The 21,324-nt window shown below is 65.2% G+C and carries 25 protein-coding genes, 1 pseudogene and 1 other annotated feature; of the genes and pseudogenes, 10 read left to right on the forward strand and 16 right to left on the reverse strand.

Features of this window, described 5'->3' with window-relative positions; genetic code table 11:
• Window positions 1-168 precede the first annotated feature (168 nt).
• The gene (locus U9J66_RS04830; RefSeq protein ID WP_326337145.1) at window positions 169-1,488 is read left to right on the forward strand and encodes a YjiH family protein; all 1,320 of its coding nucleotides are present in this window, start codon (window positions 169-171) and stop codon (window positions 1,486-1,488) included.
• Between the two features lie 546 nt (window positions 1,489-2,034).
• Here U9J66_RS04830 and U9J66_RS04835 read toward each other — a convergent pair.
• The 6 genes from U9J66_RS04835 to U9J66_RS04860 all read right to left on the reverse strand — a co-directional run bounded on the left by U9J66_RS04835 (window position 2,035) and on the right by U9J66_RS04860 (window position 5,418).
• Window positions 2,035-2,202 (reverse strand): BldC family transcriptional regulator, encoded by a 168-nt coding sequence (locus U9J66_RS04835; protein ID WP_014910824.1) that lies wholly within the window; start codon window positions 2,200-2,202, stop codon window positions 2,035-2,037.
• Between the two features lie 80 nt (window positions 2,203-2,282).
• Window positions 2,283-2,804 (reverse strand): helix-turn-helix domain-containing protein, encoded by a 522-nt coding sequence (locus U9J66_RS04840; protein ID WP_326337146.1) that lies wholly within the window; start codon window positions 2,802-2,804, stop codon window positions 2,283-2,285.
• A 183-nt stretch (window positions 2,805-2,987) separates the two neighbouring features.
• Window positions 2,988-3,194, reverse strand: a complete 207-nt coding sequence (locus U9J66_RS04845; RefSeq protein WP_042283595.1) for a DUF397 domain-containing protein — start codon at window positions 3,192-3,194, stop codon at window positions 2,988-2,990.
• A 135-nt stretch (window positions 3,195-3,329) separates the two neighbouring features.
• Window positions 3,330-4,367: a helix-turn-helix domain-containing protein gene (locus U9J66_RS04850; protein WP_326337147.1), complete on the reverse strand. Its 1,038-nt coding sequence runs from the start codon at window positions 4,365-4,367 to the stop codon at window positions 3,330-3,332.
• The gene (locus U9J66_RS04855) at window positions 4,352-4,612 is read right to left on the reverse strand and encodes a hypothetical protein (protein WP_326337148.1); all 261 of its coding nucleotides are present in this window, start codon (window positions 4,610-4,612) and stop codon (window positions 4,352-4,354) included. Before U9J66_RS04855 ends, U9J66_RS04850 begins: the two co-directional genes overlap by 16 nt.
• Window positions 4,613-4,974: 362 nt before the next feature.
• The gene (locus tag U9J66_RS04860; protein ID WP_326337149.1) at window positions 4,975-5,418 is read right to left on the reverse strand and encodes an ATP-binding protein; all 444 of its coding nucleotides are present in this window, start codon (window positions 5,416-5,418) and stop codon (window positions 4,975-4,977) included.
• A 236-nt stretch (window positions 5,419-5,654) separates the two neighbouring features.
• Between U9J66_RS04860 and U9J66_RS04865 the strand changes: the two genes are divergently transcribed.
• From U9J66_RS04865 to U9J66_RS04890, 6 genes are all read left to right on the forward strand, one after another.
• On the forward strand, window positions 5,655-6,464 hold the full coding sequence (locus U9J66_RS04865; protein WP_326337150.1) for a helix-turn-helix domain-containing protein: 810 nt from the start codon (window positions 5,655-5,657) through the stop codon (window positions 6,462-6,464).
• A gap of 2 nt (window positions 6,465-6,466) precedes the next feature.
• Window positions 6,467-6,640, forward strand: coding sequence for a DUF397 domain-containing protein (locus tag U9J66_RS04870; protein WP_161110262.1), 174 nt, complete (start codon window positions 6,467-6,469; stop codon window positions 6,638-6,640).
• 298 nt (window positions 6,641-6,938) lie between these two features.
• The gene (locus U9J66_RS04875; RefSeq protein ID WP_326337151.1) at window positions 6,939-7,118 is read left to right on the forward strand and encodes a DUF397 domain-containing protein; all 180 of its coding nucleotides are present in this window, start codon (window positions 6,939-6,941) and stop codon (window positions 7,116-7,118) included.
• 44 nt (window positions 7,119-7,162) lie between these two features.
• On the forward strand, window positions 7,163-7,342 hold the full coding sequence (locus U9J66_RS04880; RefSeq protein ID WP_326337152.1) for a DUF397 domain-containing protein: 180 nt from the start codon (window positions 7,163-7,165) through the stop codon (window positions 7,340-7,342).
• Window positions 7,343-7,442: 100 nt separating this feature from the next.
• Window positions 7,443-7,619 carry a DUF397 domain-containing protein gene (locus U9J66_RS04885; protein WP_326337153.1) on the forward strand — a complete coding sequence of 59 codons (177 nt, stop codon included), beginning with the start codon at window positions 7,443-7,445 and terminating at the stop codon, window positions 7,617-7,619.
• A gap of 41 nt (window positions 7,620-7,660) precedes the next feature.
• Entirely contained in the window at window positions 7,661-7,846 is a 186-nt protein-coding gene (locus tag U9J66_RS04890; protein WP_326337154.1) for a DUF397 domain-containing protein, read from the forward strand.
• A 620-nt stretch (window positions 7,847-8,466) separates the two neighbouring features.
• Here U9J66_RS04890 and U9J66_RS04895 read toward each other — a convergent pair.
• The 7 genes from U9J66_RS04895 to U9J66_RS04925 all read right to left on the reverse strand — a co-directional run bounded on the left by U9J66_RS04895 (window position 8,467) and on the right by U9J66_RS04925 (window position 14,616).
• Window positions 8,467-9,510 carry a serine hydrolase domain-containing protein gene (locus U9J66_RS04895; RefSeq protein ID WP_326337155.1) on the reverse strand — a complete coding sequence of 348 codons (1,044 nt, stop codon included), beginning with the start codon at window positions 9,508-9,510 and terminating at the stop codon, window positions 8,467-8,469.
• Between the two features lie 39 nt (window positions 9,511-9,549).
• Window positions 9,550-10,602, reverse strand: coding sequence for a glycosyltransferase family 4 protein (locus tag U9J66_RS04900; protein WP_326337156.1), 1,053 nt, complete (start codon window positions 10,600-10,602; stop codon window positions 9,550-9,552).
• Window positions 10,590-11,126, reverse strand: a complete 537-nt coding sequence (locus U9J66_RS04905) for a dCTP deaminase (RefSeq protein WP_326337157.1) — start codon at window positions 11,124-11,126, stop codon at window positions 10,590-10,592. Before U9J66_RS04905 ends, U9J66_RS04900 begins: the two co-directional genes overlap by 13 nt.
• Window positions 11,123-11,662, reverse strand: a complete 540-nt coding sequence (dcd, locus tag U9J66_RS04910) for a dCTP deaminase (RefSeq protein ID WP_326337158.1) — start codon at window positions 11,660-11,662, stop codon at window positions 11,123-11,125. The genes U9J66_RS04905 and dcd overlap by 4 nt, the downstream gene beginning before the upstream one ends.
• The gene (locus U9J66_RS04915) at window positions 11,659-12,873 is read right to left on the reverse strand and encodes a metallophosphoesterase (protein WP_326337160.1); all 1,215 of its coding nucleotides are present in this window, start codon (window positions 12,871-12,873) and stop codon (window positions 11,659-11,661) included. The genes dcd and U9J66_RS04915 overlap by 4 nt, the downstream gene beginning before the upstream one ends.
• On the reverse strand, window positions 12,870-14,138 hold the full coding sequence (locus U9J66_RS04920; protein ID WP_326337161.1) for a hypothetical protein: 1,269 nt from the start codon (window positions 14,136-14,138) through the stop codon (window positions 12,870-12,872). The genes U9J66_RS04915 and U9J66_RS04920 overlap by 4 nt, the downstream gene beginning before the upstream one ends.
• 70 nt (window positions 14,139-14,208) lie before the next feature.
• Complete coding sequence (locus U9J66_RS04925) at window positions 14,209-14,616, reverse strand: ATP-binding protein (protein ID WP_326337162.1); 408 nt, start codon at window positions 14,614-14,616, stop codon at window positions 14,209-14,211.
• Window positions 14,617-14,869: 253 nt separating this feature from the next.
• Here U9J66_RS04925 and U9J66_RS04930 point away from each other — a divergent pair, with 253 nt between their 5' ends.
• From U9J66_RS04930 to U9J66_RS04940, 3 genes and pseudogenes are all read left to right on the forward strand, one after another.
• Window positions 14,870-15,712 carry a helix-turn-helix domain-containing protein gene (locus tag U9J66_RS04930; RefSeq protein ID WP_326337163.1) on the forward strand — a complete coding sequence of 281 codons (843 nt, stop codon included), beginning with the start codon at window positions 14,870-14,872 and terminating at the stop codon, window positions 15,710-15,712.
• A gap of 22 nt (window positions 15,713-15,734) precedes the next feature.
• Window positions 15,735-15,935 (forward strand): DUF397 domain-containing protein, encoded by a 201-nt coding sequence (locus U9J66_RS04935; RefSeq protein ID WP_326337164.1) that lies wholly within the window; start codon window positions 15,735-15,737, stop codon window positions 15,933-15,935.
• A gap of 122 nt (window positions 15,936-16,057) precedes the next feature.
• Window positions 16,058-16,410: pseudogene (locus tag U9J66_RS04940) on the forward strand (DUF397 domain-containing protein).
• 782 nt (window positions 16,411-17,192) lie between these two features.
• Here U9J66_RS04940 and U9J66_RS04945 read toward each other — a convergent pair.
• From U9J66_RS04945 to U9J66_RS04955, 3 genes are all read right to left on the reverse strand, one after another.
• Entirely contained in the window at window positions 17,193-18,782 is a 1,590-nt protein-coding gene (locus U9J66_RS04945) for an ORC-CDC6 family AAA ATPase (protein WP_326337165.1), read from the reverse strand.
• A 206-nt stretch (window positions 18,783-18,988) separates the two neighbouring features.
• Window positions 18,989-19,168 (reverse strand): hypothetical protein, encoded by a 180-nt coding sequence (locus U9J66_RS04950; protein ID WP_326337166.1) that lies wholly within the window; start codon window positions 19,166-19,168, stop codon window positions 18,989-18,991.
• A 440-nt stretch (window positions 19,169-19,608) separates the two neighbouring features.
• Window positions 19,609-20,843, reverse strand: a protein-coding gene (locus U9J66_RS04955) for an IS3 family transposase (RefSeq protein WP_326337167.1) whose coding sequence is annotated in 2 segments (ribosomal slippage) — window positions 19,609-20,564 and window positions 20,564-20,843 — 1,236 coding nt in all. Because the reading frame shifts where the segments join, the coding sequence is not laid out codon by codon here.
• Window positions 20,452-20,565, reverse strand: a sequence feature (AL1L pseudoknot). Its footprint overlaps the gene before it by 114 nt.
• Window positions 20,844-21,324: the final 481 nt, after the last annotated feature.

Here is a 21,324-nt window from a genome sequence, read left to right on the forward strand (position 1 = left end):
AGGGGCGGGCGACCGCCCCTCCCACCACCCTCCGCGTCCGAATCGACACGTTCCGAAGGGAAACGTCCGAGATATCAGACCCTTCCCTCCCACACCCCCTGGGTGACCTGGGTCACCTCCTGGTTCACTGCCGGGATCGTGCGTTTCGGAACGACGAGAGGAGCGCGGGTGAGCGAGGGAACCACCGTCGAGAGGACGCCCGGGGTCTGGCGTCTGGTGGTCTACAGCGGCATCGGGATCTTCATGTTCTTCGTGCCCCTGACCATCGGCGACCGTAACGCCATCCCCCTGGACCACCTGGTCGGCCTCGTCCAGAAGGGTCTCGGGCCGACCCTGCCCTACGTCATCTGGCTGATCATCGCGGCGGGCACGGTGGTCCCCTTCGCCACCGGCGCGTGGCGGCGCGACCGGGTCCGGACGGTGTTCGCCCTCCTGAACGTCGTCGGCCTGGTCGCCGCCACCATGGTGGTCCTGGAGGTCGGCCCGGCCTGGTTCCTGGAGGAGGATCTGGCCCCGTTCCTGTTCGACTCCGTCGCGGTCAACGTCGGCCTGCTCGTCCCCGTCGGGGCGGTCTTCCTCGCCCTCCTGGTCGGCTACGGCCTGCTGGAGTTCGTCGGCGTGCTCATGCAACGCGTCATGCGGCCCCTGTGGCGCGTCCCCGGACGGTCCGCCGTGGACGCCGCCGCCTCGTTCGTCGGAAGCTACTCGCTCGGACTACTGATCACCGACCGCGTGTACCGCTCCGGCCGGTACACCGGCCGGGAGGCGGCCATCATCGCCGTCGGCTTCTCCACCGTCTCGGTGACGTTCATGGTGGTCATCGCCAACGCCCTCGACCTGATGGGGATGTGGACGACCTACTTCCTGCTGTCGCTGTTCGTCACCTACGCGGTCACGGCGATCCTCGTCCGCGTCCCGCCGCTGAGCCGGATCCCCGACACCCCGTTCCCCGGGGCTACGGCCCACCCCGAGGAGAGGATCGACGAACGACGGCTCCAGGCCGCCTGGGCGGAGGCCCGCAGGGCACTGCGCGCGGCGCCTCCCCTGGCCCGAGGCGTGCGGACCAACCTCGTCGAGGGCGTACGGATGTCGATGTCCATCCTGCCGTCGATCATGTCGGTCGGAACGTTCGGCCTGATCCTGGCCCGGTACACCCCCGTCTTCGACCTGATGGGCTACCTCCTCCTACCCTTCACCTGGCTGGTCCGTCTCCCCGAACCGGCCGAGACCGCCAAGGCGCTCTCCGCCGGCATCGCCGAGGTGTTCCTGCCCGCGACCATGACCGCGGGCGCGGAGGACGCGGTCCTGCGCCTGGTCGTGGGGGTGGTGTCGGTGTCGGCCATCGTCTTCTTCTCCGCCCTGGTCCCCTGCGTCCTGGCCACGAGCATCCCGTTGACGGTGTGGAACCTGGTGGTGATCTGGTTCCAGCGGGTGGCCCTGAGCGTCCTCATCACCACCCCTCTGGCCTACCTGCTGGTCGGCTCCTGAGGGTCGGTACGCGTTAGTGGGTGGGGCTTCACCGGAGAAGCGGGGCCTGCTCCGACCGGAGACCGGCCCCTGTTCGAGGGGCCCTTCCCACACGCCGGGTGTTCGCGGAAGAGGGTGCGTGCGGGGTGTTCCGGTAGTGGGGTGGTCGTTGGTCGGGGGCCGTGCCCGAAGTGCTCGGGTGCGGCCCCCGCGGAGGGTCCCGATCGGTGCCCGTCGGGTCTCCAGTCCCTGGGCTCCGATATCCAGCCGGCCCTCACGTTCTATGGCTGTTCCGGCTCGTCGAGTGCGGAGCGCTCTTCTCCGCATCGACGTGCGGTGATGTGTGTTCTGGAGGGGCCGGAGGTGGTGGTGACACCCCCGGCCCACTCCCCCACGACCCCACCCGAAACCAGGTCCGGACGGGGCCTCGCCACCCGAAGGCGGCGGGGCTTGGCGGGCGCGGCGGTACGGGACCTGCCGGACCTCGCGAAGAGGTGGTCCGCGTTGTCCGAGGTCGACCGCACCGCCACACCGGCTTTCACACCGCTGGCGCGGTCCGCAGACGGATCATCGTCCGGGCTCGGTGAGCAGGCGTTGGACGTCGGACTTGAAGTACCGGCGATGGCCACCGAGGGTGCGGACCCAGCGCAGTCTGCCTTCCTGGGCCCACAGACGGACGGTCTTGGGATCCACCCGAAAGGCCTGCGCCACCTCCTGGGGGGTGAGCAGGTCCATGGGGTCGACATCCGGCTGCGTCATGTTCTTCTCTCAAAGGGGGTCGGTCGTTGTCGGGGGTCGTGGAAAAACGTGGTCGTTCAGCGGGTCCGTGTCCGGGCGGCATGCAGCGCGGCCAGCACTTGGACCAGGCGTCCTTCGGCGTCGTCCAATAGGGCGTTCCTGCGGGCGGGGCTGTTGCCGGCCCATTGGGCGCGGGTCAGGTAGCGGGCCGCGTCCTCGGCCGCACTGGCCCCGGCCAGCAGGGTGGGGCCGCAGGCCGGGCGGGCGGCCTGGTCCCACGCGGCGCGGGTGCCCTCGACCTGGCGGCGGCGGGTCTGGAGGGGGAGCTGGGCCTGATCCCACAGCAGATAGGCCTGCTCGCGCCCCTCCTGATCGGCCTCATAGGCATCCAGCAAGCGGATCATCAGCTCATGGGAGGGGCGGATGCGTCCGGTCTCGATCCGCGAAACCGTCGACTGATCCACCCCCGACAACCGGTAACCGCTCAACCCGGCCGCCTTGCGCAACCGCTTCAAGTGAACGCCGAGCTCCTTCTTGCTGTCGACGCACAGAGAGTCCGCGTCCTGATCCACCTGAGCCTCCTTGCTCTTCGCCGACACGGGCCGGTCATCGTTCGGGCTGCTTGGGGCCCGGTGAACGAGAGGTGCGAGAGCTTCTCTGTGCTTCCGGGCGAGCTGTGACTCGGGGGGTGGGCCCCAGGAGGGCGCGCCTCCTGGGGCACCGGACGGGCCACGCGTTGCTGCTGCCAGGCCGCAAGTGCCCCGTCGTCTTAGTGAGGTCGGTCAGGCGAGGGTGCGCACCAGCGCGTCCCAAGCGCTGCCCGGCAGGGTCAGGCGCACCTGGTCGGGGTTCTGGGTGTCGCCCATCAACACGTTCCCGCCCGCGATGAGCTTGGCGGCGGCGCAGTTGGAGGCGCCCTGAGAGGCCTCGGCCTTGTGCCACACCCCGGCGGTCAAGGACCTACGACCCTGGGTCTGCACGATCTTCATGAAATATCCTCTACCTGCTTGTTCTTGCGGTTGAAACCCCGGGGGCGGCGGCCACCGCCCCCGGGAACGAGCCCACGCGGGCTCTACGGTGCCCTCACTTGTCCGGTGAGGGCACCGAGTCTTTTCACGACCCGATCAGCCGGTCTCGGCGCAGCCGTCAGGCCGGGCGAGGGTGGTCAGAGCGGCGATCGGCGGTCCTCCCCCACCCGGCTCACGCGGCGACAAGCCCCGCCAACGCCCCCAACCTGCGGACTCGAACACCTTCCGCAACCCGTCCGCCTCGCGTGCCACTAACCGGGTATCCGCACCCTGCTCCCGGGCCTGGTCGGTGTAGACCTTGGCCGCGCCGGTCATCTCGGACAGGTGGGTGATCCCCCATCCGCTTCCCGGTGCCAGCCGGGAGGCCAACGCCTCGACCAACCTCGACAGCTCTTCGTTTTCCAGATGGTCGAGGGTCAGGGTGGAGATCACCCCCACCGGCATCGACAGGTCCAGATGCTCGCCCAACGCGTTGACCAGGGTTTCCGGGTAGCGCAGATCCAGGTCCAAGACCCGCACGTTGTACCCCCGAACCTGAGCCGGGTGTTCCCACCACGCCCTAACGGCAGCCAAGGCGGCGAGGTCGTGGTCGACATAGACCGTCCTCGCGCGACTTCCCCACAGCACTCGGCCCCGTTCGTGCGGGGCGCGGCGCATCGCCGGCAACCCACACCCCAGATCCACGATCTGCGAGAACGATCGGCAGACCACGTCCACCACACACTCGCGTGCCTTGCGGTGCACCAACATCTGCCCCGCCAGACCGGGTGAGGCCTGGGCCATCTTGACGGCGGTGTGGCGGTCCTGGGTCCAGGAATCCTTGCCGTAGTCCAGGTAGTCGAAGGTGCGGGCCGCGTTGGTCAACGCCCATTCCTCACGATCCAGCAGGGTTCCGCTGCGGGCCGCGCCCCAGGTCATCGTCATCGCTACCCCCGCATTCGCGTCGTGGTTCGGATAGGGGGCGACACCTGTGGTGCGGGCTCGCCTGACCTGGTCGACGGTGCCCTGGAGGTAGTAGTAACGACGCCCCACATGCAGAGCCGGGATGGTCCCTTCGCGGGCCCAGCGGGCGGCGGTCGCATACGACACCCCCCACTGAGAAGCGGCCTGGGCGGGGGTCAAGAGGTCGTCCATGTCCGACCTCCCATGGCGAGGTAGCGCCTGACCGCGACCCCCAGCTCTTGAGTGCCGGCGTCCTGCTCGGCCTGTTCGGCCTCGCGCAACTGCCGTTCCACCCGAGATCGTTCGTCCAAGATCCCGTCGACCAACAACCGGGCCAGACTCAACCTGTGGTCGACCCGCGCCAACCTCTGCTGCACGCTCAACCGACCCAACAACCGCAACGCGCTCAACTCCGCGGCCGCGTTCTGCTCCGTCACCCCTGAAGCGGGGGTCGGAGGACCGGACGGAGATCGCGGGGTGCGCCGAGGCAGCGGTACCGGAGGCTTCGGCGGGACAGGACGCTCGGGTTCGGGGGCCGAAAGGAACCCGGCCCAGTGCGCGAACCGGCGCCGAAGACCGAACCAGCTCTTCCGCACCTTCGGGATGACCGAGGTAGTTGAGGTATCAGCGGCCTTGGGGCGGGTGGAGGTTGCCGTCCGGGACGGCAGGGCGTGCCTGCCCCGCTGTACCGATGAGGCGGGCGTGGGAGCGGTGGCCTTGGGCGGGGTGAATGTGGTGGGTGGGAGGGTGCGTCGGACCTGTGTCGGGATCATGCTCACGGTGTTCTCCTTGGGGCTGGTCAGGGAAGTTCGATCCGGGCCTTGACCGTGACCGGTAGGCCTGCGCATCCGTCCCAGTCCCAATAGAAGGAGAGTGAAGCCACCCGCCCCAGACCGCCACCGTGGCTCTTCTGCTCCGGGAAAGAGAGCCTCTTGCATCCGGGGGTGGGGCCGGCGTCGGTGACCGTGATCGACAATAGGTAGCGAGAACGTTCCAGCATCAGCGTGAGCGTCTGATCCGGAGCGCCCGAGTGAGAATGACGGTGGGCGTTGTCCATCAACTCCCACGCGATCAACGAAGCCCGGTTCGCGATCTCGACGGCGGCCATCGGGTTGGCGATCCCCCGAGCAGCGTGGCGACGCACCCAGTTCTGCGCAGCGGCACGAGCGGCCACCGTGTGCCGAACGCGAAGCCCCAGCCTGTCGGGGTCGGGGTAGTGGAGGACTTGGTAGGCAGAGGACAAAGGCCTGTCGTGGCGCGGCCTCAGAGCAGTACACTTCATTCGTCTCACCTCGGGCATATCGGGGTGGGTCACAACCCCGGGCGGCCGCCTTCGACTTCGGCCCCCGGGGTTTTCTGTGTGATCTCGTGCAGTCACCATGCATGAGCAGCCAAGACGTGCGCCAGTGATGAGCACAAAGTGCGTTCGCTCTTTGACTTTCGGTAGTCATCAGAGGCCATCTGTGGCACTCTGTGGCCATGCCCCCTAAAGCCACACCCGCAGAACAAGCCGCTATCAACCAGTTTGGTGCAGAAGTTCGACGTCTGCGCGAATTTGCCGATGTCAGCCAGCGTGAGCTCGGCGAACTGACGAAGACCTCAAAACAGCAGGTCGGATCAATCGAGCGAGGCGAACGGCGCCCTTCAAAGTTCTTCGCGCAAGAGGCCGACAGGGCCCTCAACGGCCACGGACGGCTGCTGGATCTGTGGCCGGGGGCGAAACGTGCCCAGCCTTGGTGGTTCCAGAAGTACGTCGACATCGAAGCGAAAGCCCAGGTCATTCAAGAGTTTCAGCCCCAAGCTGTGCCTGGACTACTTCAGACCCAGGACTACGCAGCTGACGTTCTGGGGGCCTCGTTTCCCCCGGTGAGCCTTGAGGAGCAAGAACGCCTCCTAGCGTCGAGGATGGAGCGACAAGAAATCCTCGACCGAGACAACCCACCGCTCGTACACTTCGTCATCGAGGAAGGAGCCTTGCGCAGGTCGGTGGGCAGCCGGACTGTGATGAATGGCCAACTCGAACACCTCATCGAGCGAGCCCATCAACGTCACATCCAGATCCAAGTGATGCCCTTCAACCGCGGGTCGCACGGCGCCCTCAACGGTGCGTTCATCACTTTGAGGATGACCTTGCTGGAGTGCCTCGTATACGCAGAGGTTCCAGAGAATGGCCACATCATTGCGGATCTCGATGTCGTGGCACTATGTCTGGAGCGGTTCGGGGCGCTTCGCGGTTTGGCGCTCTCCCCCGCCGAGAGCATCGAGTTCATCGCATCGCTGAAGGAGTAGTCATGCGCGCACAGGACTGGCACAAGTCCAGCTACAGCGGCAACCAGGGTGCTTGCGTGGAGGTGGCTGAGGGCAGGATCACTGGTATTCGGGACACCCAGAATCGAGAGCTAGGCCACCTGGACGTACCCGCTTCCGAATGGAATGCCCTGCTCAACGCGCTCCAGACACGCTGACCCCTAGAGAAAACCGACCCCCGCCAGGGTTAGTGGCGGGGGTCGGTCGTGTTCGTGCACTCCTAGAGTAACTCCGACACGTAACGACGCAAGGGGAGATATGTCTGAGCGAGAAGAAACAAGGACTACTCCCCAGCTCGGCGGGGAAGAAGAAGTTGCGTGCCTCCGCATCGTCTCAGCCGAAGTCATGATCTGAGAACACCCCCGCTCCCCGAGCGCACGGCCTCTCTCGACTCCCCCTGAAGAAGCTCCGCCCCGCAGCAGTCAGCCTCCGACCTCCGAAGAGAACGGACAGCGAATGACCAGCGAAATCACGTGGCACAAGTCCACCTACAGCGGCGGCAACGGAGGCGACTGCGTCGAAGTCTCCGAAGGCGCTACCACCCACATCCGCGACACCCAACACCGCGCCCAGGCCCAGCTCAGCGTCTCCGGCTCCGAATGGAACGCCCTGCTCACCGCACTCTGCTCGCGCTGACCCTCACCATGAGTCACCCCCCACTCCGAAGGAACAGGCGAACCATGACCCACGAACAGCGCACCTGGCACAAGTCGTCCTACAGCAGTGGCAGCGGGAACTGCGTCGAGGCCTCCGAAGGCCCGACCACCGGCATTCGCGATACCCGGCACCGCGGCCTCGCCGAGCTCAGCGTTCCCACCTCAGAGTGGACCGCCCTGCTCAGCACCCTCCGCACGAACTGACTCCCGACAGGCCCACCGCGGAACGGCAGAGCCCTCCCCCAGCAGGCTCTTCGCCGGTGAGAACTCTCCGCCCCCATCTGAGAGATCGAGGCAGCAACGCATGATGAACGAGTACTGGAAGAAATCCACCTACAGCGCAGCCAGCGGAAACTGCGTCGAGGCCCGCGTCATCGCCCAGGGCGCCGCCATCCGCGACACCCAGAACCGCGAGCTCGCTGAACTCAGCCTCCCGAGCACCGAATGGTCCGCCCTGCTCCACACCCTCCGCACCCGCTGACCCCGAACCGGAGCTCCCCCGCTTCGAAGGGAAGAAAGCACATGCTCAACGAACAGCCCACGTGGCACAAGTCCAGCTACAGCGCCAACAGCGCCAACAGCGCCAACTGCGTCGAAGTAGCCGAAGGCCCCACCACCCACCTCCGCGACACCCAGAACCGCGCCCTGGCGGAGCTGAACCTGCCCGCCCACGAATGGTCGGCCTTCCTCACCACCCTCACCCGATAACCCCCAGAACCACCGAGGCCCCGGAAGCACAAAAGCTCCCGGGGCCTCCCCACGCCCAAACCCCATCCCCGCATACGCGGGGCTCAGTGGGACAGCGCGCTGATCGTGATCCCCAGCTCCCGACCATCCCCACGTGCGTGGGGCTCAGGGCCTCTATGTGGCCCCCTTGGAGAGGCAACCCGGTCCATCCCCACGTGCGTGGGGCTCAGCGCGTCCTGCCCCTGAGGTTCGGGACGGGACTCGGTCCATCCCCACGTGCGTGGGGTTCACCGCCGGGCGGGATGCTCCGCGCGTTCCGTGAACGGTCCATCCCCACGTGCGTGGGGTTCAGGCGCATCGAGGTCGAGGGCGGGACGTACGTGACGGTCCATCCCCACGTGCGTGGGGCTCAGCAGTTCCTCCCGAACGAGACCACCGACGACATCGGTCCATCCCCGCGTGCGCAGGGTTCACGCAATGGCGATCGTCGAAGCCGCTTGTCCTTACGGTCCATCCCCGCGTGCGCGGGGTTCACTTGCTTCCGCGCTTCGTCCTGGATCTCGAGCGCGGTCCATCCCCGCGTGCGCGGGAAGCAGTTCCGCATCGGAACCCGTCTCCGACGACCCCCTCTTCGATTGTGATCAGCCGTTGGCCGGGAACGCGGCTTGGCGGAAGGCTCCGCGAAGTTCGGTGATCGGCTCACGGTCGCGGGTGTAGTAGAGCTTGTTCGTCATCAGGACGGCCCACCTCTCCTGGCGTGGGCAGATCCAGGCCCCGGTCCCCGTGAACCCGTAGTGCACCCACACGTCCTCCTCCGGATCGGTTCCGGGGGCCGGGTGCCAGAACAGGCCGCGTCGAGGTTCGAGCTCGCCGGTCTGCACCCGCAAGGATTCCGCCACCCACTTCTCCCCGAACCCCATACCTTCCTCGGGGGCGAGCATGTGCGCCAGGAACCGACCCACATCCGGAGCCGTGGAGAACGCCCCGGCGATACCGCACACCCCGCCCAGCAGACGGGCGGAGAAGTCGTGCGGGACGCCGCGCAGATGCCGACCGGTCTCCTCGTCCAACTCGGTCGGCGCGGCCCGTTCCACCAGTTCCGAAGGCAGCGGGCCGAAGCGGGTCTGCTCCATACCCAAGGGAGCCCATACCCGGTCGCGGGCGGGCACGTCCAAAGCCTGCCCGGTGAGCTCTTCGGCGAGGAAGCCGAGGATGAGCGCGGCCCGGTCGGTGTACCGCACTTCTTCCCCGGGTGTCCGGTGCAGTTGCTCGTGGAGGACCCCGCGACGAATCTCGGTGGAGTCGGTGCCGTAGAGGGCCTTCAACCGCGCGCGAGGGGGTACCCCGGCGGTGTGGGTGAGCAGTTGGCGCACGGTCACCTGCCCCAGAGGGGCGGTGGCCAGGTCCGGCAAGAGGTGGGCGAGAGGGTCGTCCAGACGTAGGACGCCGTCGTCCCACAGGGTTCCGATCACCGACCAGACCGCTGTGACCTTCGTGAGCGAGGCGATGTCGAACAGGGTGTCCGACCGCATCGGTGTCGTGGGGGAATCCGGGTCGAGAAGCCCGACCTGCCCGCCGGTATCAGGACCCGAGGGGCCACCGGCGAGCCAGACCGCCCCGGGTGTCACCCGCTCGTCCACGGCTCGATCGAGAAGGGCGTCGATGCGGTCAGCGTCCACGGGCATGGTCGAGCCTTTCCTGGTCAGGGTCGTTCGCAGGCGAGCCTACTGGTCTCGGCTGAGGTTTTCTGAGAGGTCGCGAAGCGCGTTCGCGGTCGCTGACAGCGGAAAACGGGCGGCGTTGCGGTATCCGAATTCTCGGGCCTGGTCGAGGGCACAGTGGTCGGCTACGAGCCAGGCCAAGGTGGCGGCCAGCGTGCGTTTGCTCAGGTCCGGAATCGGAATCGCGCTGGTGCCCAGGACCTCGTTCAGGACTGGGACATCGCGGTAGAGAACGGGTAGCCCACACGCCTGGGCTTCGATCGCGACCAGACAGAATGCCTCCCACGTGGAGGGGACAACGAGGAGGTCGTGGTGGGCGAACTCGGCCCACAGCGCGGGACGGTCGAACCATCCCAGGTAGCGAACGTCTGCGTCGGGTGGTGTGGGGGCGGCCACGCTCAACTGCGCCCCGGCTTCCCGGCACGCGGCGAGCAGCTCATCGGCCCCTTTCTCAGGGGTGAGTCGTCCGGCGAACAACAACCGGAGGGGGCCAGGGCGGCGTTGCGTTGGGCGTGGAGGAGGAGCGGCGAGGAGGGAGTCCGGGACCCCCCACGGCACGTGGACGATACGCCCCGGGGGCAGGTCGGGGACCATCCTGGACAGCTGGTCGGCCATGGCCGGGGTAGGGGCAACCACCACCTGGGCGCGGTGGGCGACGCGGGTGAGGATGGTGCGCTGGGTCGGACAGACGCGGGCGTAGAGCAGATCCGTGCCGTGGATCAGTGCCAGGGCCGGGATGGTGGGGAAGGCCTGGAGCATCGCCGGGCTCGCCCCGAACGCCAGGTGATGGAGATGGAGAACGTCGGGGGTCGGTGCGACGTTGCGTAGCTGGTCGGCGAGGTGCGCGACGTAGTGGCGGAACGGTGGCCCCTGGACACATTTGCCCGCGCCATCCAACAGGGCGACCTTGCGTCCGGACAGCGGCTGGGGGCCGAGCATCCACGCCCAGGACAGGTCTGTGAGCGGCCCCTCGGGGATGGTGTACAGGTCGTGGAGGAGTTCCACCGACCCGCCGGGGGCGGTAGCGGGTAGGTCGATGCCGGTCAGGATCCGCACGGGTTCAGCTCCTCCCACAACCGGGAGGTGTCGATTCCGGTGGTGGAGCGGTATTTGCGCCCCAAGTCCTGGTAGGACACCGTCTCACCATTCACTGTGTGGAAGGTGATCTTCCCGAACGTTTGCCCGGGGTAGACGCGTACCGGGTGGACCACACGGATCTCCAGCGTCCAGGCGATCGCGTGCCCCTGGTGGCCCAGCGGTGCGCTGATGTGCACCCAGATGCCCAGGGCCCCGATGTCCTGGCAACCGTTGAGGCGTTGGGCGTAGACCTCTGAGGCCGTGAACTCGTGGGTACGGCCCAGGTAGAGGACCCCGGGTTCGAGCGTCACCCCCTCCGGGCCGAACAGCATTTGCGTGTAGGAGGTGGGCACCGCGGCGTCGAGGGTGGGCGGGCACTTCCAGAGCTCGCCGTACAGCGACCAGTCGTAGGCGTTCGCGGACAGGCGGGCCGGGTCGAACGGGGAGATGGTGATCCGCCCTGTCGCCACCGCGTCGAGGATCGCCTTGCGTGTGAGGATCATGAGGCGACCTGTCGGTGTCCGGGGGCGTGCCGCCACATCTCGGAGGGGCGCGGACCCGAAGCACCCTGGTATTTCCCCTGGTACAGATCCACCTCCCCAGAGGCGACCTCGAACATGACCTGCGCGATCTGCATCCCCGCGTACACGCGTAGCGGTTGGACCGGAGTCAGGTGCAAAGTCCACTGCCCGTAGAACCCCAGGTCCCCGATCGGGGCGGTGATATGGACGTGCAGGCCCAGCCTGCCGACGCTGGACCGTCCTTCGAGCAGCGGAACGTGCCGGGTGGAACCGACCCGTTCGATGGTGTGGCCGAGGTAGAGGGTGTGTGGCTGGAGGACGAAGCCCTCCTCGGGGATCTGTACCTCCCGGGTCGGGTTGGGTTTGTAGGAGTCCAGCACGGACCCGGTGTAGACGTGCAGGGTGCGTCCGAGACGGACGTTGATGCTGTTCGGGTTGACCTGGTCGGGAATGAACGGTTCGATACGGATCGCTCCCGTCCTGACTCCTTCGGTGATGGCCCGTCCGGTGCAGATCATCGAGTGCCTCCTGGGGGTGCGGTCATTTCGTGGATGAGCAGGTCACGCACGCTTAGACCGGTGGGGGTGGTGGTCTGCGCGCGTAAGTGGGTGGTGGCCAGATAGCCGGTGGTCACCACCTGGTTCGGTGCCGGTGTCGGGAGCCGTGGAGCGATGTTGACGGGTCCGACGTTCGCCACCAGGTCGCCGACCATGTCGGTGGTGAGTGGTTGGGGGAGCTCGGCCGAAACGAGATGGTTGTCGAAGGGGTCGAGCTCGGCCAGGTCCCACACTGTGAGTTCAGGTCCCACCCGGGCGGACCGAAGGGCGGTTTCGTTCAGGAGAACGACGTGGCCGGTGCGGCGGTGCGCCTCCTGGCCGATGCGGTGAGTGAGCTCCCCGCGGTCCGGCACAGCGCCCCGATAACAGGAGGCCGTCACGGCGACGACATGGCTCTCGGCACGGACCGCCTCGATGTCGGTGAGCAGCCGAGCGAGTTCTCCGGGTTGAGGGTCGGCAACCGGCGCTGAAGAGGGCAAGGGCAGGCGATCGGTCAGGCACCGCCATCCGTTCTCCTCCAGCCGCGCAACGGCGTATCCCTCACCGAGTTCGGGTCCCTTGACCACGAGGGATGATCCCGCGTTGGTCGGGCCGGAGTGGGTGCTGTGGCAGTGCCCGGCGAACACCACCCCGACCACCTCGGGCAGTTCGTTCATGAGAGCGAGGTCGGCCTCGAACCCGGAGTGGGACAGGATCACCCACTCATCGGCCGGTGTGGACGCCGCCAAGTCCCGGAGTGTGTCGGCGGGGTCGAGAACCTGGTGCCCCTCCCGTTCGTCGGCCGGGACGCACGCCCACGCCGATGGCGAGATGATGCCGGTGACCGCCACGGTCCTCCCGGAGATCCGGTGGACCTGCACAGGCTCCCATACCGGGGTGCTGTCGGTGGTGATCACGTTCGCGCACACCACCAACGACTCCAGCTCAGGGGTGCGGTAGTGGCGGTACCCGTGGTTGCCCGGCACGATCGCGTCGTACAGCAGCGTGAGCAGACGTGCCTCGAATTGCCCTGCGCCTGCCTGGTAGTAGCCGGTCCCCTCGAAGATGTCCCCGGAGTCCACCACCAGGTAGTTGGAGCGTCGCGCCGTCAGCGCTGCGGCCAGGGTGGGGGCATTGCTCAGGTGAGAATGGACGTCGGTGGTTCCCACCACGCCGATGAGATCGCGGGTCACGTCCGCTCCCGAATGCGTGCGCCGAGTGTCCCGAGGGCTCCGACCAGGTCGGGATGGCCACGTCTGATCTGGTCGGTGCCGCCGATGATCGACACCCCGGTCGCTGCCAGAGCCGCCAACACCAGCGCCGTCCCACTACGGATATCCGGGGCATCGGCGTCGGCCGGCCGAAGGCTCTGGGGGCCGGTCAGCTCACACATGGTGGAGGTCAGGGCGGTGACCTGCGCACCGAAGCGGGCCAGTTGAGGCAGAAGGTTGTTGTGGCGGCCCGGATTGATGTCGTCACCGAACCTGTGAGTGCCCTCCCGGCCAAGAGCGGTGACGATCAAGGCGGGCTCGAAATCCGCGTCCAGACCACCGGGAGCCAGGTCCGCGATCGCCTCCAACGGGGCGGCCGGCTTCGGGGATCGAGCATCCAAACTCACCTCGCACTCACCGGCCTTCGGCTCGAACCCGAGCTGGCGCAGAGCGGATAATCCTGCGGTGAGATGGTCGGGATTGATCCCGGAGACGGTGCCCGACCCGCCGGTGACGGCCAGGGCGCATAGCAGCGTGAACGCCTCGACCTTGTCCCCGGGCACCTGCCACACCGAGCCGGTCTCCATCGGCGTGCCGAGGTGCACGGTCAGCTCCTCCTCGCTGACCTTCACGTCGACCTGGCAGGAGGAGAGCGCGTTCAGGACTTCCAGGGTTTCTGGAGCCATGTTGGGGTTGCCCAGGGTGAGGTGGCGGCGTTCCACGACAGCGCGGAGCACCGCCGCGATGGTCGCCCCCCTCGAGCGGATAGGCAGTTCGAGACGGAGCGGTAGCGGTGAGGTCTTATGGCGGGAGACGGTGTACCCCCCGTCATGCTCGGTGACGCGGTCCCCAAAAGCCCGGTAGACCGCGAAATGCAGCTCCATCCCGCGGGCCCCGATCGCGCAGCCACCAGGCCACGGGAGCCGAGCCTCCCCGTGCGCGTTCAGAAGACCAGGAACCAGGTAGTACGAGGCACGAATCGCCCCTGCGGCCTCCAGAGCCTCCCACGGGGGTGGGCCGCCGGCGGGAGCACCGACTGTGACACCCCGTTGATCCGGGTTCAGTTCGAACCCGATGGTCGTGAGGAGGGAGAGCATGGTCATCACGTCTGAGGAAGCGGGCAGACCAGTGAGGGTGAGGGGGCCCGGGACGCAGGCCGTGGCAGCGAGGAGTGGAAGGGCCGTGTTCTTCGATCCCTCTACGTTGACAGTTCCATGAAGAGGGGTTCCGCCGTCGATGGTGATCATCAGTGCTCCTTTAGCCCGCTCATCTGGGCCTTGGCCTGTTCTGATAAGAGGTGATAGCGCGCCTGCGGGGTCAGGGCCCCGGAGTCGCGGGTCGCTTCCGTTCTGCCAGCCATCCCTGGTCACGCAGGGCGGGGGATCGCCAGGACCACGTCGCCCACACCACCAGGCGGCCCGCCTCGTCGAGCCGGGTCCCCCAGGAGTCGGTGCAGGTGTCGACGATCAGCAGGCCGCGTCCGTGTTCGGAGTCCGGGGCCGGGTTCTGTTGTTGGAAGGGGCCGACTGTCTCGTTGTGGGGGTTGGTGACTTCCACGGTGAGACTGAGCAAGTCGTTATCGGCCAGGTGAACGGTCAGGCCGATCGGTGCTGAACGGGTGCGGATTCCTTCGAGGATCGCGTTGGAGACCGGTTCGCTGGTCACGACCAGCGCATCCTCCAACACTGGAATCGGATCCATGGTGTTGAGCAGGGCAAAGACCACACGGTGTGCTTTATGGGCGGAGGAAGGATCCGAGGGGAGGGTGGTGACTGTGGAGGCTGCCGGTTTCGAGAGGTGCATGGGGCCTCTTAAAGACAGGGGGTAGTCAGGTGCTCTCATCATGTCCGGGCGCGTTGGAAAATGCAACGGTAGCAAAATAAGACGTCCGCTATAGCACCTGATGGGAAGTTCTGCGGTGGTGTCTGATGGTCTCAGTACTTGCTGACCTCATAGGGTTGCGGGGAAGATGATCCACATGCCCGAGCCAGAGATCCCTGTCCGCCGTAGGTACCTCATCAGTCGTCTCAAAGCACTGCGCACCTCTGCGGGCCTGACCCATGCTCGGGTCGCAGAGACCCTTGGCTGGGACCGCGGCAAGCTCAACAGACTTGAGCAGGGGCGCTTCCGGCGCCTGAACACCGCCGACATCATGGCGCTGACGTCGCTGTATGGTGCCACTGGTGAGGAAGCGGAGCTGCTCGTCCAGATCGCCAGGGACTCCAAGAAGGTCAACTGGTGGTACCGCTACTCGGATCTGTTCCCCGGCCCCTTCCTGGCACTGGAGGCCGAGGCAGAGAAGTGTGAGGAGTTCGCTGCTCTGGTCGTCCCCGGTCTATGCCAGACCCGCGACTACATGCAGTCCCTCATGGCGTCTTCCCTGGACGTCACGGTGCCCCGGGATGAGGTGGAGGCCAGGCTCCGCGTCAGGGCCGAACGTCAGCGCAGCATCTTGGAGCGCGAACACCCTCCGCGCCTGTGGTACATCCTGGACGAGAGCGTCCTGCGAAGGCAGGTCGGTGGCCAGGACGTCATGCGTGGGCAGATCCAGCACTTGCTCGAACTCGGCCAACGCCCCACGATCGACATCCAGATCCTGCCCTACGAGGTTGGGGCGCACGCTGCCACCGGCTTCGCCTTCCTCAACTTCTACTTCGCAGGCACCGACCGCGTGACCTACATCGAGACCGACCGTGATGGCCTCTACGTAGAGGAAAGCGCACAACTGGAGCGCTATAGCCTGGTCTTCGACCGCCTCCAGGGCAGTGCGCTAAGCGTTGAGGACTCGACTCGGTTCCTGGAGGATGCGCTTCACTCCTGAATACCCACTGAACTGAGAGAACATGGATCTCAACTTTGATGGCTGGCGTACCTCCACCTACAGCGCCGCCAGCAGCAACAACTGCGCAGAGGTCGCTCTAGCAACCACCGCCGCAGCGGTCCGTGACACCAAGAACCGTGACCAGGGGCATCTGGCTTTTCACAATGAAGAGTGGATGGCCTTCCTGCATGCGATCTCACGTGTGGGCACCACCGAAGGCTGACACACCAGAAAGCCCCCCGGCGCATGAACCGGGGGGCCACCTGAATACCCGAGGCAACAGTACTGGACTCCAACTACGTTTGCCAGGTGCAGCAGTTGAAGAAGGATCTTCCCCCTGAGGCCATGGGGAACGAGAAGTGGCACGCCACCACCGACGCGGTATGGATGCGCTCCTCTCTCCGATCCGGAGTCGGAGGCGATCGTGGAGGTCGCCGAGTTCGACGACGGCTTCCGCGCCGTACGCGATGGAAAGTCCCCGGAGAAGGGCACGCTGTTCTTCACTCCTGCCGAATGGGAGGCCTTCACCTTCGGCGGGAGGGGCGGGGGAGTTCGACATCCCCGAGGAACACCTCACCGAAGAAGAGATCGCCCTCCAGCGCGAGCGCGCGAACCAGCCCGCCGAATGGGTGCCGTCGCCGCTGCTGTCCCCCAAGGCCCGCGAAGAATACGAATGCCGCCAGGCCGCCAAAGCCTAGCCACCCCCGTACGAAAGACACTTGCTCAGCGAGAATCTGACCTGTAGTCGCACACCAATGTCCACGGCCAGGTCCGCTTGGACCAGGCTTGGGGCCCGACAGTTCGTCTCCACGATCGTCGGCTACGAACGCCTCAACCTCGATCAGCAGGAGCGAGTTCCACTGACGGCATGATGGTGGCCCCGAGGAGGCGTCGGCGGGATCGTAGTCCCAAACCGCCCACCTGTGCTGTTCCCGATCCCAGTAGGGGCCGGGCTCAGCGCACCCGGGCCCGGCCAGGCGCTCCCGGTACTCCTGGACAGTCTCGTGCTCCCACCGCGGGTGCGTCATGGGCAGCTCAGCGATCTCCGTGCGCAGTCGCGCCCGGCACCGTTGGCGGCGCTCCTCCACCTGTTCCTGCCAGATGTGCGCGAGTCCCTGGGCTGCCCGGCGCGCGCGGGAGTGAGGTCCTCGGCGTCGACGGCCCACTGTCATCGCATTGGCCTGAAAGATCGGCCTGGACAACGCGACTTTTCGACGGCACTTCCCCGGGATCCTCAGGGAACTGCGGGAGGAAACTCTTAAGGACGCCTCGACCCGCAGTAGTCCGACCCATTACGAACAGCTCCAGGAAGCACACACCCAGCTGGAGCGCGATTACGCCTACCTAGCCAAGAAACTCGACTCGGCTCAGGCCATCATCCAAAGGGCCGCCCTGGAAAACCATCACCTGCGTCAAGCGAAAAACAATAACATGGTCCCTGTGGTGCGAAGATTGGAAGTCAACTAGTGTGCCAGAGAAATTACGCGTTGGAGATATTAAATTCATCGAGATCCAGAATTGCCCGGCGAATCGCCCTGTGGTCTTGTAGGGGAACGTCAATATTGATGTAACTGCTTTCCCCTTCGAGGTCTTCAAATGGAAGCATTCCGAGTGGGGCGCTGTTTGTTTTGAGTAGATCAACATAGGCACCGTAATCGATTCCCCAGATGTCGTACCTCTCTCCGGGTTTGTCCTGGGCGGAATAACCTCGGCGGATGATGTGAAGAACTCGTGCGTCGAAGAGGGCCAAAAGCAGTTCGTTTCGAGAGTCGGATGTCTTGACGAGAAAAGCTCGCGCTCGCTTTCCTCGAATCACCTCGGAGATGATCCATTCAAGAAGCTGGTGCCCTCGGTTGAGGCTCATGATGCTGTTCATCTTGTCCCCGTGATACCAGTCACGAGTCGAGTCTCGAATTAGGGGAACTGATATTTTCTCTTTGCCAGCCTTCATTGCCGCTTTTGCTGCGATATATAGAGCGTCCCTGGGTACTCCTTCGGCAGCTCGGACAAGCTCGTCAAATGCACGCTTGTCAGTGAAGCCAGGAGAGATGAGGTCCCCATCTGGGAGTGATGATGCCAGTTGTGGAGTTGTAGCTTTGATGCTCTGAACGTGCTTACTGAAGAGGCCTCGGAAGAAAGATCGAGCTCGTTCTTCATTCCCCTCGTAGACCAAAAAATCATCTAGATTTACGTGAGCGGCCATGTCTGCGCCGAGCTCAATGCCAATGACACTTCCATCCACTTGGGCTCTAAAGTTCGACTGTTGCTCGATGGCTGCAATCTTTACGGTGAACTTTTGCACAGGCAGGACGCATCGTGTCAAGAAATGAGCCAAGTAGGGTTGAAGGTCCCTCGGTATGCTGATCCACTCATCTAGGAGGAGCCAAACGCGCCGGCTCGAGAGGGTTCTTCCTAGTTCATTAAGAGCCTTTGCAACATCAGTGAAATTCAGGCTCGTTTGCTCGGTTCCGGTGCGGGTTTCAGTTTGGGTGCCGCGTTCCTCGGACGACGCGTTCGCTCCCATTTGTGTAGAGAAATTAGGGCCTTTGGGGGAGAGGGAAACGCCAGCTGAAGCACTCGCGCTGCTGCCGGTTTTGCTCTCTGTCTCATCTTTCTTTTCGATTGGCCCGATTATTCTGATGGATGTAATTGCAGTGAGAAGTTGGTCTGCTTTTTCCACGAATGGAGCGTCTTCCATTAGTGAGCTATCTTCAAGTACTGCATTGAAGATGGATTCGTGTAGTTGCCCGAGAAGATCCACGAGCAGTCGGGAAGCTCGTTCGTTGATCGAAACAGTTTCCTGATTGAGCAAGCTTCCAGATGAGCCAATGGTGCGCAAATCGATATACAAAGAAAGATCGCCATTGGCGGCTGCCTCGGAGCCAAGGTAGCTGAGTGCGTGAGTCTTTCCAGTTCCCCGACGGCCGTAAATTACTTGATGATCTACCGTGTTGATTACATCTAGAACGCCCGAGTCGACGAATGTTTCGTGTAGTTGAGGGCTTTCTTGTTTTTCTGCGCGCTTCGGGATTTTATTGAAAGCCCGGTTCAGGGGTGACAGTGCTGACATGAGAAAGATGTTAGACCATGCGTGCCTCGATGTCGGAGCTTCTGTGAATATCGGCAACTTTCCTGGTTGGTTCGGCCTGGGCTACTGCTCTGTTCTTCCTGGCTGCGTGATCAGTGAACAGCTCTGGAGCCCCTCCATAAGTTGTGCCACGACCCCTTGGAGGACCTCGCGTTGCCGGGTGACGTTGCAATCCCGGACCGCAGCCCTCACCGCTCACCCGTCCTGCGTCCAGCCCAGGAGGAGGACTCCAGGTCCTGGTCCAGGTCATCGATGCCCTCGCTGGCGAGTACGGCCAGTTCACCACTGAAGAACTCCGCGTCACGCGTCGAGCTCGGGGCGGGTGGGACCTGTATCCGCCCACGACCCCTTTCGGGTACTTGGAGCATCTGCGCAAGTCGGCCTTCTCGCACACCTACCCAGGGTTGTGGCCAGCGGATATCGAGGAGACGGCGGTTCTTTACGAGGGGAGCGAAGTCATCCGGGTCAGGGAAGTCGACTTTGTGGTGCACCCTGCCTACTGACCCATGCACCCGTGCCGCGGCTGGGATCCTGCCCCAGGTCGGATCTCCGCGGGTGTGGGCTGGCCCAGAGCATGGAGGACTCCCGGCGCGATGTGCGCCGAACCGGGCAAGAAGCCGGTCTATTCCGGCCGCTCGCAGGTTCCCAGGCCTGGACCGGTACCGCCTGCGCCGCGGGTCTTAGGCTAGTCCGGTGCCGCCGATCATCCCCCTCCGCCGTCTGATCTCGACTCCGACGTACGCGGACGAGTCTGTTCCCGAGGACTTGGCGACCTACACCGAACTCTCCCAAATGTCTCGTATCGGGTTTATTGGAGGCTCGGAACCAACGCTTCGCCTTCTGTTGACCCGGCCTGCTGCTGGTAGAAGTCGTCTTCGAACTCCGCAGGCGGGACCAGGCCGATCTCGCCGTGCAGGCGGCGGTGGTTGAACCAGTCGATGTACTCGGCCACCGCGATCTCGACCTCGTCCAGACTCTTCCAGGGCCCGCGGTTACGGATCAGCTCCGCTTTGAACAGCGAGTGGAACGCCTCGGCCAGGGCGTTGTCATAGGAATCCCCGGTGGAGCCGACCGAGGCCACCGCCCCCGCCTCGGCCAGACGCTGGGTATAGCGCACCGCCAGATACTGCACGCCTTTGTCGGAGTGGTGGACCAGACCATCGATCCTCCGGCCCACGTGGGACCTGTTCCACACCGCCATCTCCAACGCGTCCAAAGCCAGGTCGGTGCGCAGCGATCGCGAGACCTGCCGGCCCACCACTCGACGCGAGTGCACGTCGATGACGAACGCGGCGTAGACCCACCCGGCGAAAGTGCGGATGTAGGTGATGTCGGCGACCCACAGCTGGTTGGGCGCATCGGCGGTGAACGCTCGTTCCACCAGGTCGGGCCGAGTGTCCGGGGCTGTGGATCTCGTTATGGTGCGGTGCTGCTCGGTACGGGAGATCCCGCGCAGCCCGGCCCGTTTCATCAGCCGTTGGACCGTGCAGCGGGCCACCCGGTGGCCCTGCCGGTTCAGCTCGGCGTGGACCTTACGCACCCCGTAGACGCCGTAGTTGTCAGCGTGCACCTGGTGGATCTTGGCGGTGGTGGCCTCATCGGTGCGCGAGCGCAGCGACGGGGGCCGGCTCTTGGCCGCGTAGTAGGTGGACGGGGCGACCTGCAACACCTCACAGATCGGCTCGACCCCGAAGTGGTGTCGGTGGACGTCAATGTAGGCGACTATCTGGTGTGTGGGCCCTCGAGCTCCGCCGCGAAGAAAGCCGACGCGGACTTCAGGATCGCGTTGGCCCGCCGCAGCTCGCGCACTTCGCGCTCGAGCTCGGCCAGACGCTGGGCCTGGTCGGTGGTGGTACCGGGCCGGTCTCCGGCATCGACCTCGGCCTGGCTAACCCAGTTGCGCAGGGTCTCGCGATTAACGCCGAGCTGGTCGCCGATCCGGGCGATCGCCCCGGGGCGCGTGGCCGGGTTCCGGCGAGCCTCCACGACCATCCGGGTGGCACGTTCGCGCAGCTCATCGGGGTACTTCCTCGGTGCTGGCATGTCTCTCATCCTTCCCAGGATTGAGAGCCTCCATCACACCCGGCACGAGACAGTCCTCGTCATAGGAGTTGACAACGTTCCAAAGAAGCAAGATGCACGTGAGCGCGAGTCCTCCTGCGACCAGCAACATCGACAGCATGGGGGCCTCCACGGCGGGATGGTGGTCGACTTCTACCCACCTTCGCGGCCGCTGACCATCGTGTTGGCGTCCCCGACCCTCAGATGGCCGCCGAGGTCGGCCAGATCGTCGCGCGTGCTCTGACCGACAAGCTGTAGACGCGACGAAGCCCCCATACCCTGAGCAGGGCATGGGGGCTTCGTCGATCCATCCATCCCCACGTACTTGGGGTTCAGCTGGCCAAGCCCGTGTCCGGAGCACCGCGGCCACTGCCAGGACGGCCACGTCATTCCAAGGGCAGCTCATTCGGCGACTACTCGACCAGTTATGAGTGCACAAGTACAGACAAGCGCCCCTGGCATT

The organism is Nocardiopsis sp. LDBS1602, from assembly GCF_035818715.1.
Classification (GTDB): Bacteria; Actinomycetota; Actinomycetes; order Streptosporangiales; family Streptosporangiaceae; genus Nocardiopsis; species Nocardiopsis alba.

What these genes read in the sequence shown, in the direction of transcription:
- U9J66_RS04930 (WP_326337163.1), top strand. Translation starts at nt 14,870, where the DNA reads ATGCCCGAGCCAGAGATCCCTGTCCGCCGTAGGTACCTCATCAGTCGT.
- U9J66_RS04875 (WP_326337151.1), top strand. Translation starts at nt 6,939, where the DNA reads ATGACCAGCGAAATCACGTGGCACAAGTCCACCTACAGCGGCGGCAAC.
- U9J66_RS04845 (WP_042283595.1), bottom strand. Translation starts at nt 3,194, where the DNA reads ATGAAGATCGTGCAGACCCAGGGTCGTAGGTCCTTGACCGCCGGGGTG.
- U9J66_RS04835 (WP_014910824.1), bottom strand. Translation starts at nt 2,202, where the DNA reads ATGGACCTGCTCACCCCCCAGGAGGTGGCGCAGGCCTTTCGGGTGGAT.
- U9J66_RS04920 (WP_326337161.1), bottom strand. Translation starts at nt 14,138, where the DNA reads ATGATCACCATCGACGGCGGAACCCCTCTTCATGGAACTGTCAACGTA.
- U9J66_RS04850 (WP_326337147.1), bottom strand. Translation starts at nt 4,367, where the DNA reads ATGGACGACCTCTTGACCCCCGCCCAGGCCGCTTCTCAGTGGGGGGTG.
- U9J66_RS04950 (WP_326337166.1), bottom strand. Translation starts at nt 19,168, where the DNA reads ATGCTCCAAGTACCCGAAAGGGGTCGTGGGCGGATACAGGTCCCACCC.
- U9J66_RS04880 (WP_326337152.1), top strand. Translation starts at nt 7,163, where the DNA reads ATGACCCACGAACAGCGCACCTGGCACAAGTCGTCCTACAGCAGTGGC.
- U9J66_RS04895 (WP_326337155.1), bottom strand. Translation starts at nt 9,510, where the DNA reads ATGCCCGTGGACGCTGACCGCATCGACGCCCTTCTCGATCGAGCCGTG.
- dcd (WP_326337158.1), bottom strand. Translation starts at nt 11,662, where the DNA reads ATGATCTGCACCGGACGGGCCATCACCGAAGGAGTCAGGACGGGAGCG.
- U9J66_RS04885 (WP_326337153.1), top strand. Translation starts at nt 7,443, where the DNA reads ATGATGAACGAGTACTGGAAGAAATCCACCTACAGCGCAGCCAGCGGA.
- U9J66_RS04870 (WP_161110262.1), top strand. Translation starts at nt 6,467, where the DNA reads ATGCGCGCACAGGACTGGCACAAGTCCAGCTACAGCGGCAACCAGGGT.
- U9J66_RS04890 (WP_326337154.1), top strand. Translation starts at nt 7,661, where the DNA reads ATGCTCAACGAACAGCCCACGTGGCACAAGTCCAGCTACAGCGCCAAC.
- U9J66_RS04935 (WP_326337164.1), top strand. Translation starts at nt 15,735, where the DNA reads ATGGATCTCAACTTTGATGGCTGGCGTACCTCCACCTACAGCGCCGCC.
- U9J66_RS04905 (WP_326337157.1), bottom strand. Translation starts at nt 11,126, where the DNA reads ATGATCCTCACACGCAAGGCGATCCTCGACGCGGTGGCGACAGGGCGG.
- U9J66_RS04865 (WP_326337150.1), top strand. Translation starts at nt 5,655, where the DNA reads ATGCCCCCTAAAGCCACACCCGCAGAACAAGCCGCTATCAACCAGTTT.
- U9J66_RS04945 (WP_326337165.1), bottom strand. Translation starts at nt 18,782, where the DNA reads ATGTCAGCACTGTCACCCCTGAACCGGGCTTTCAATAAAATCCCGAAG.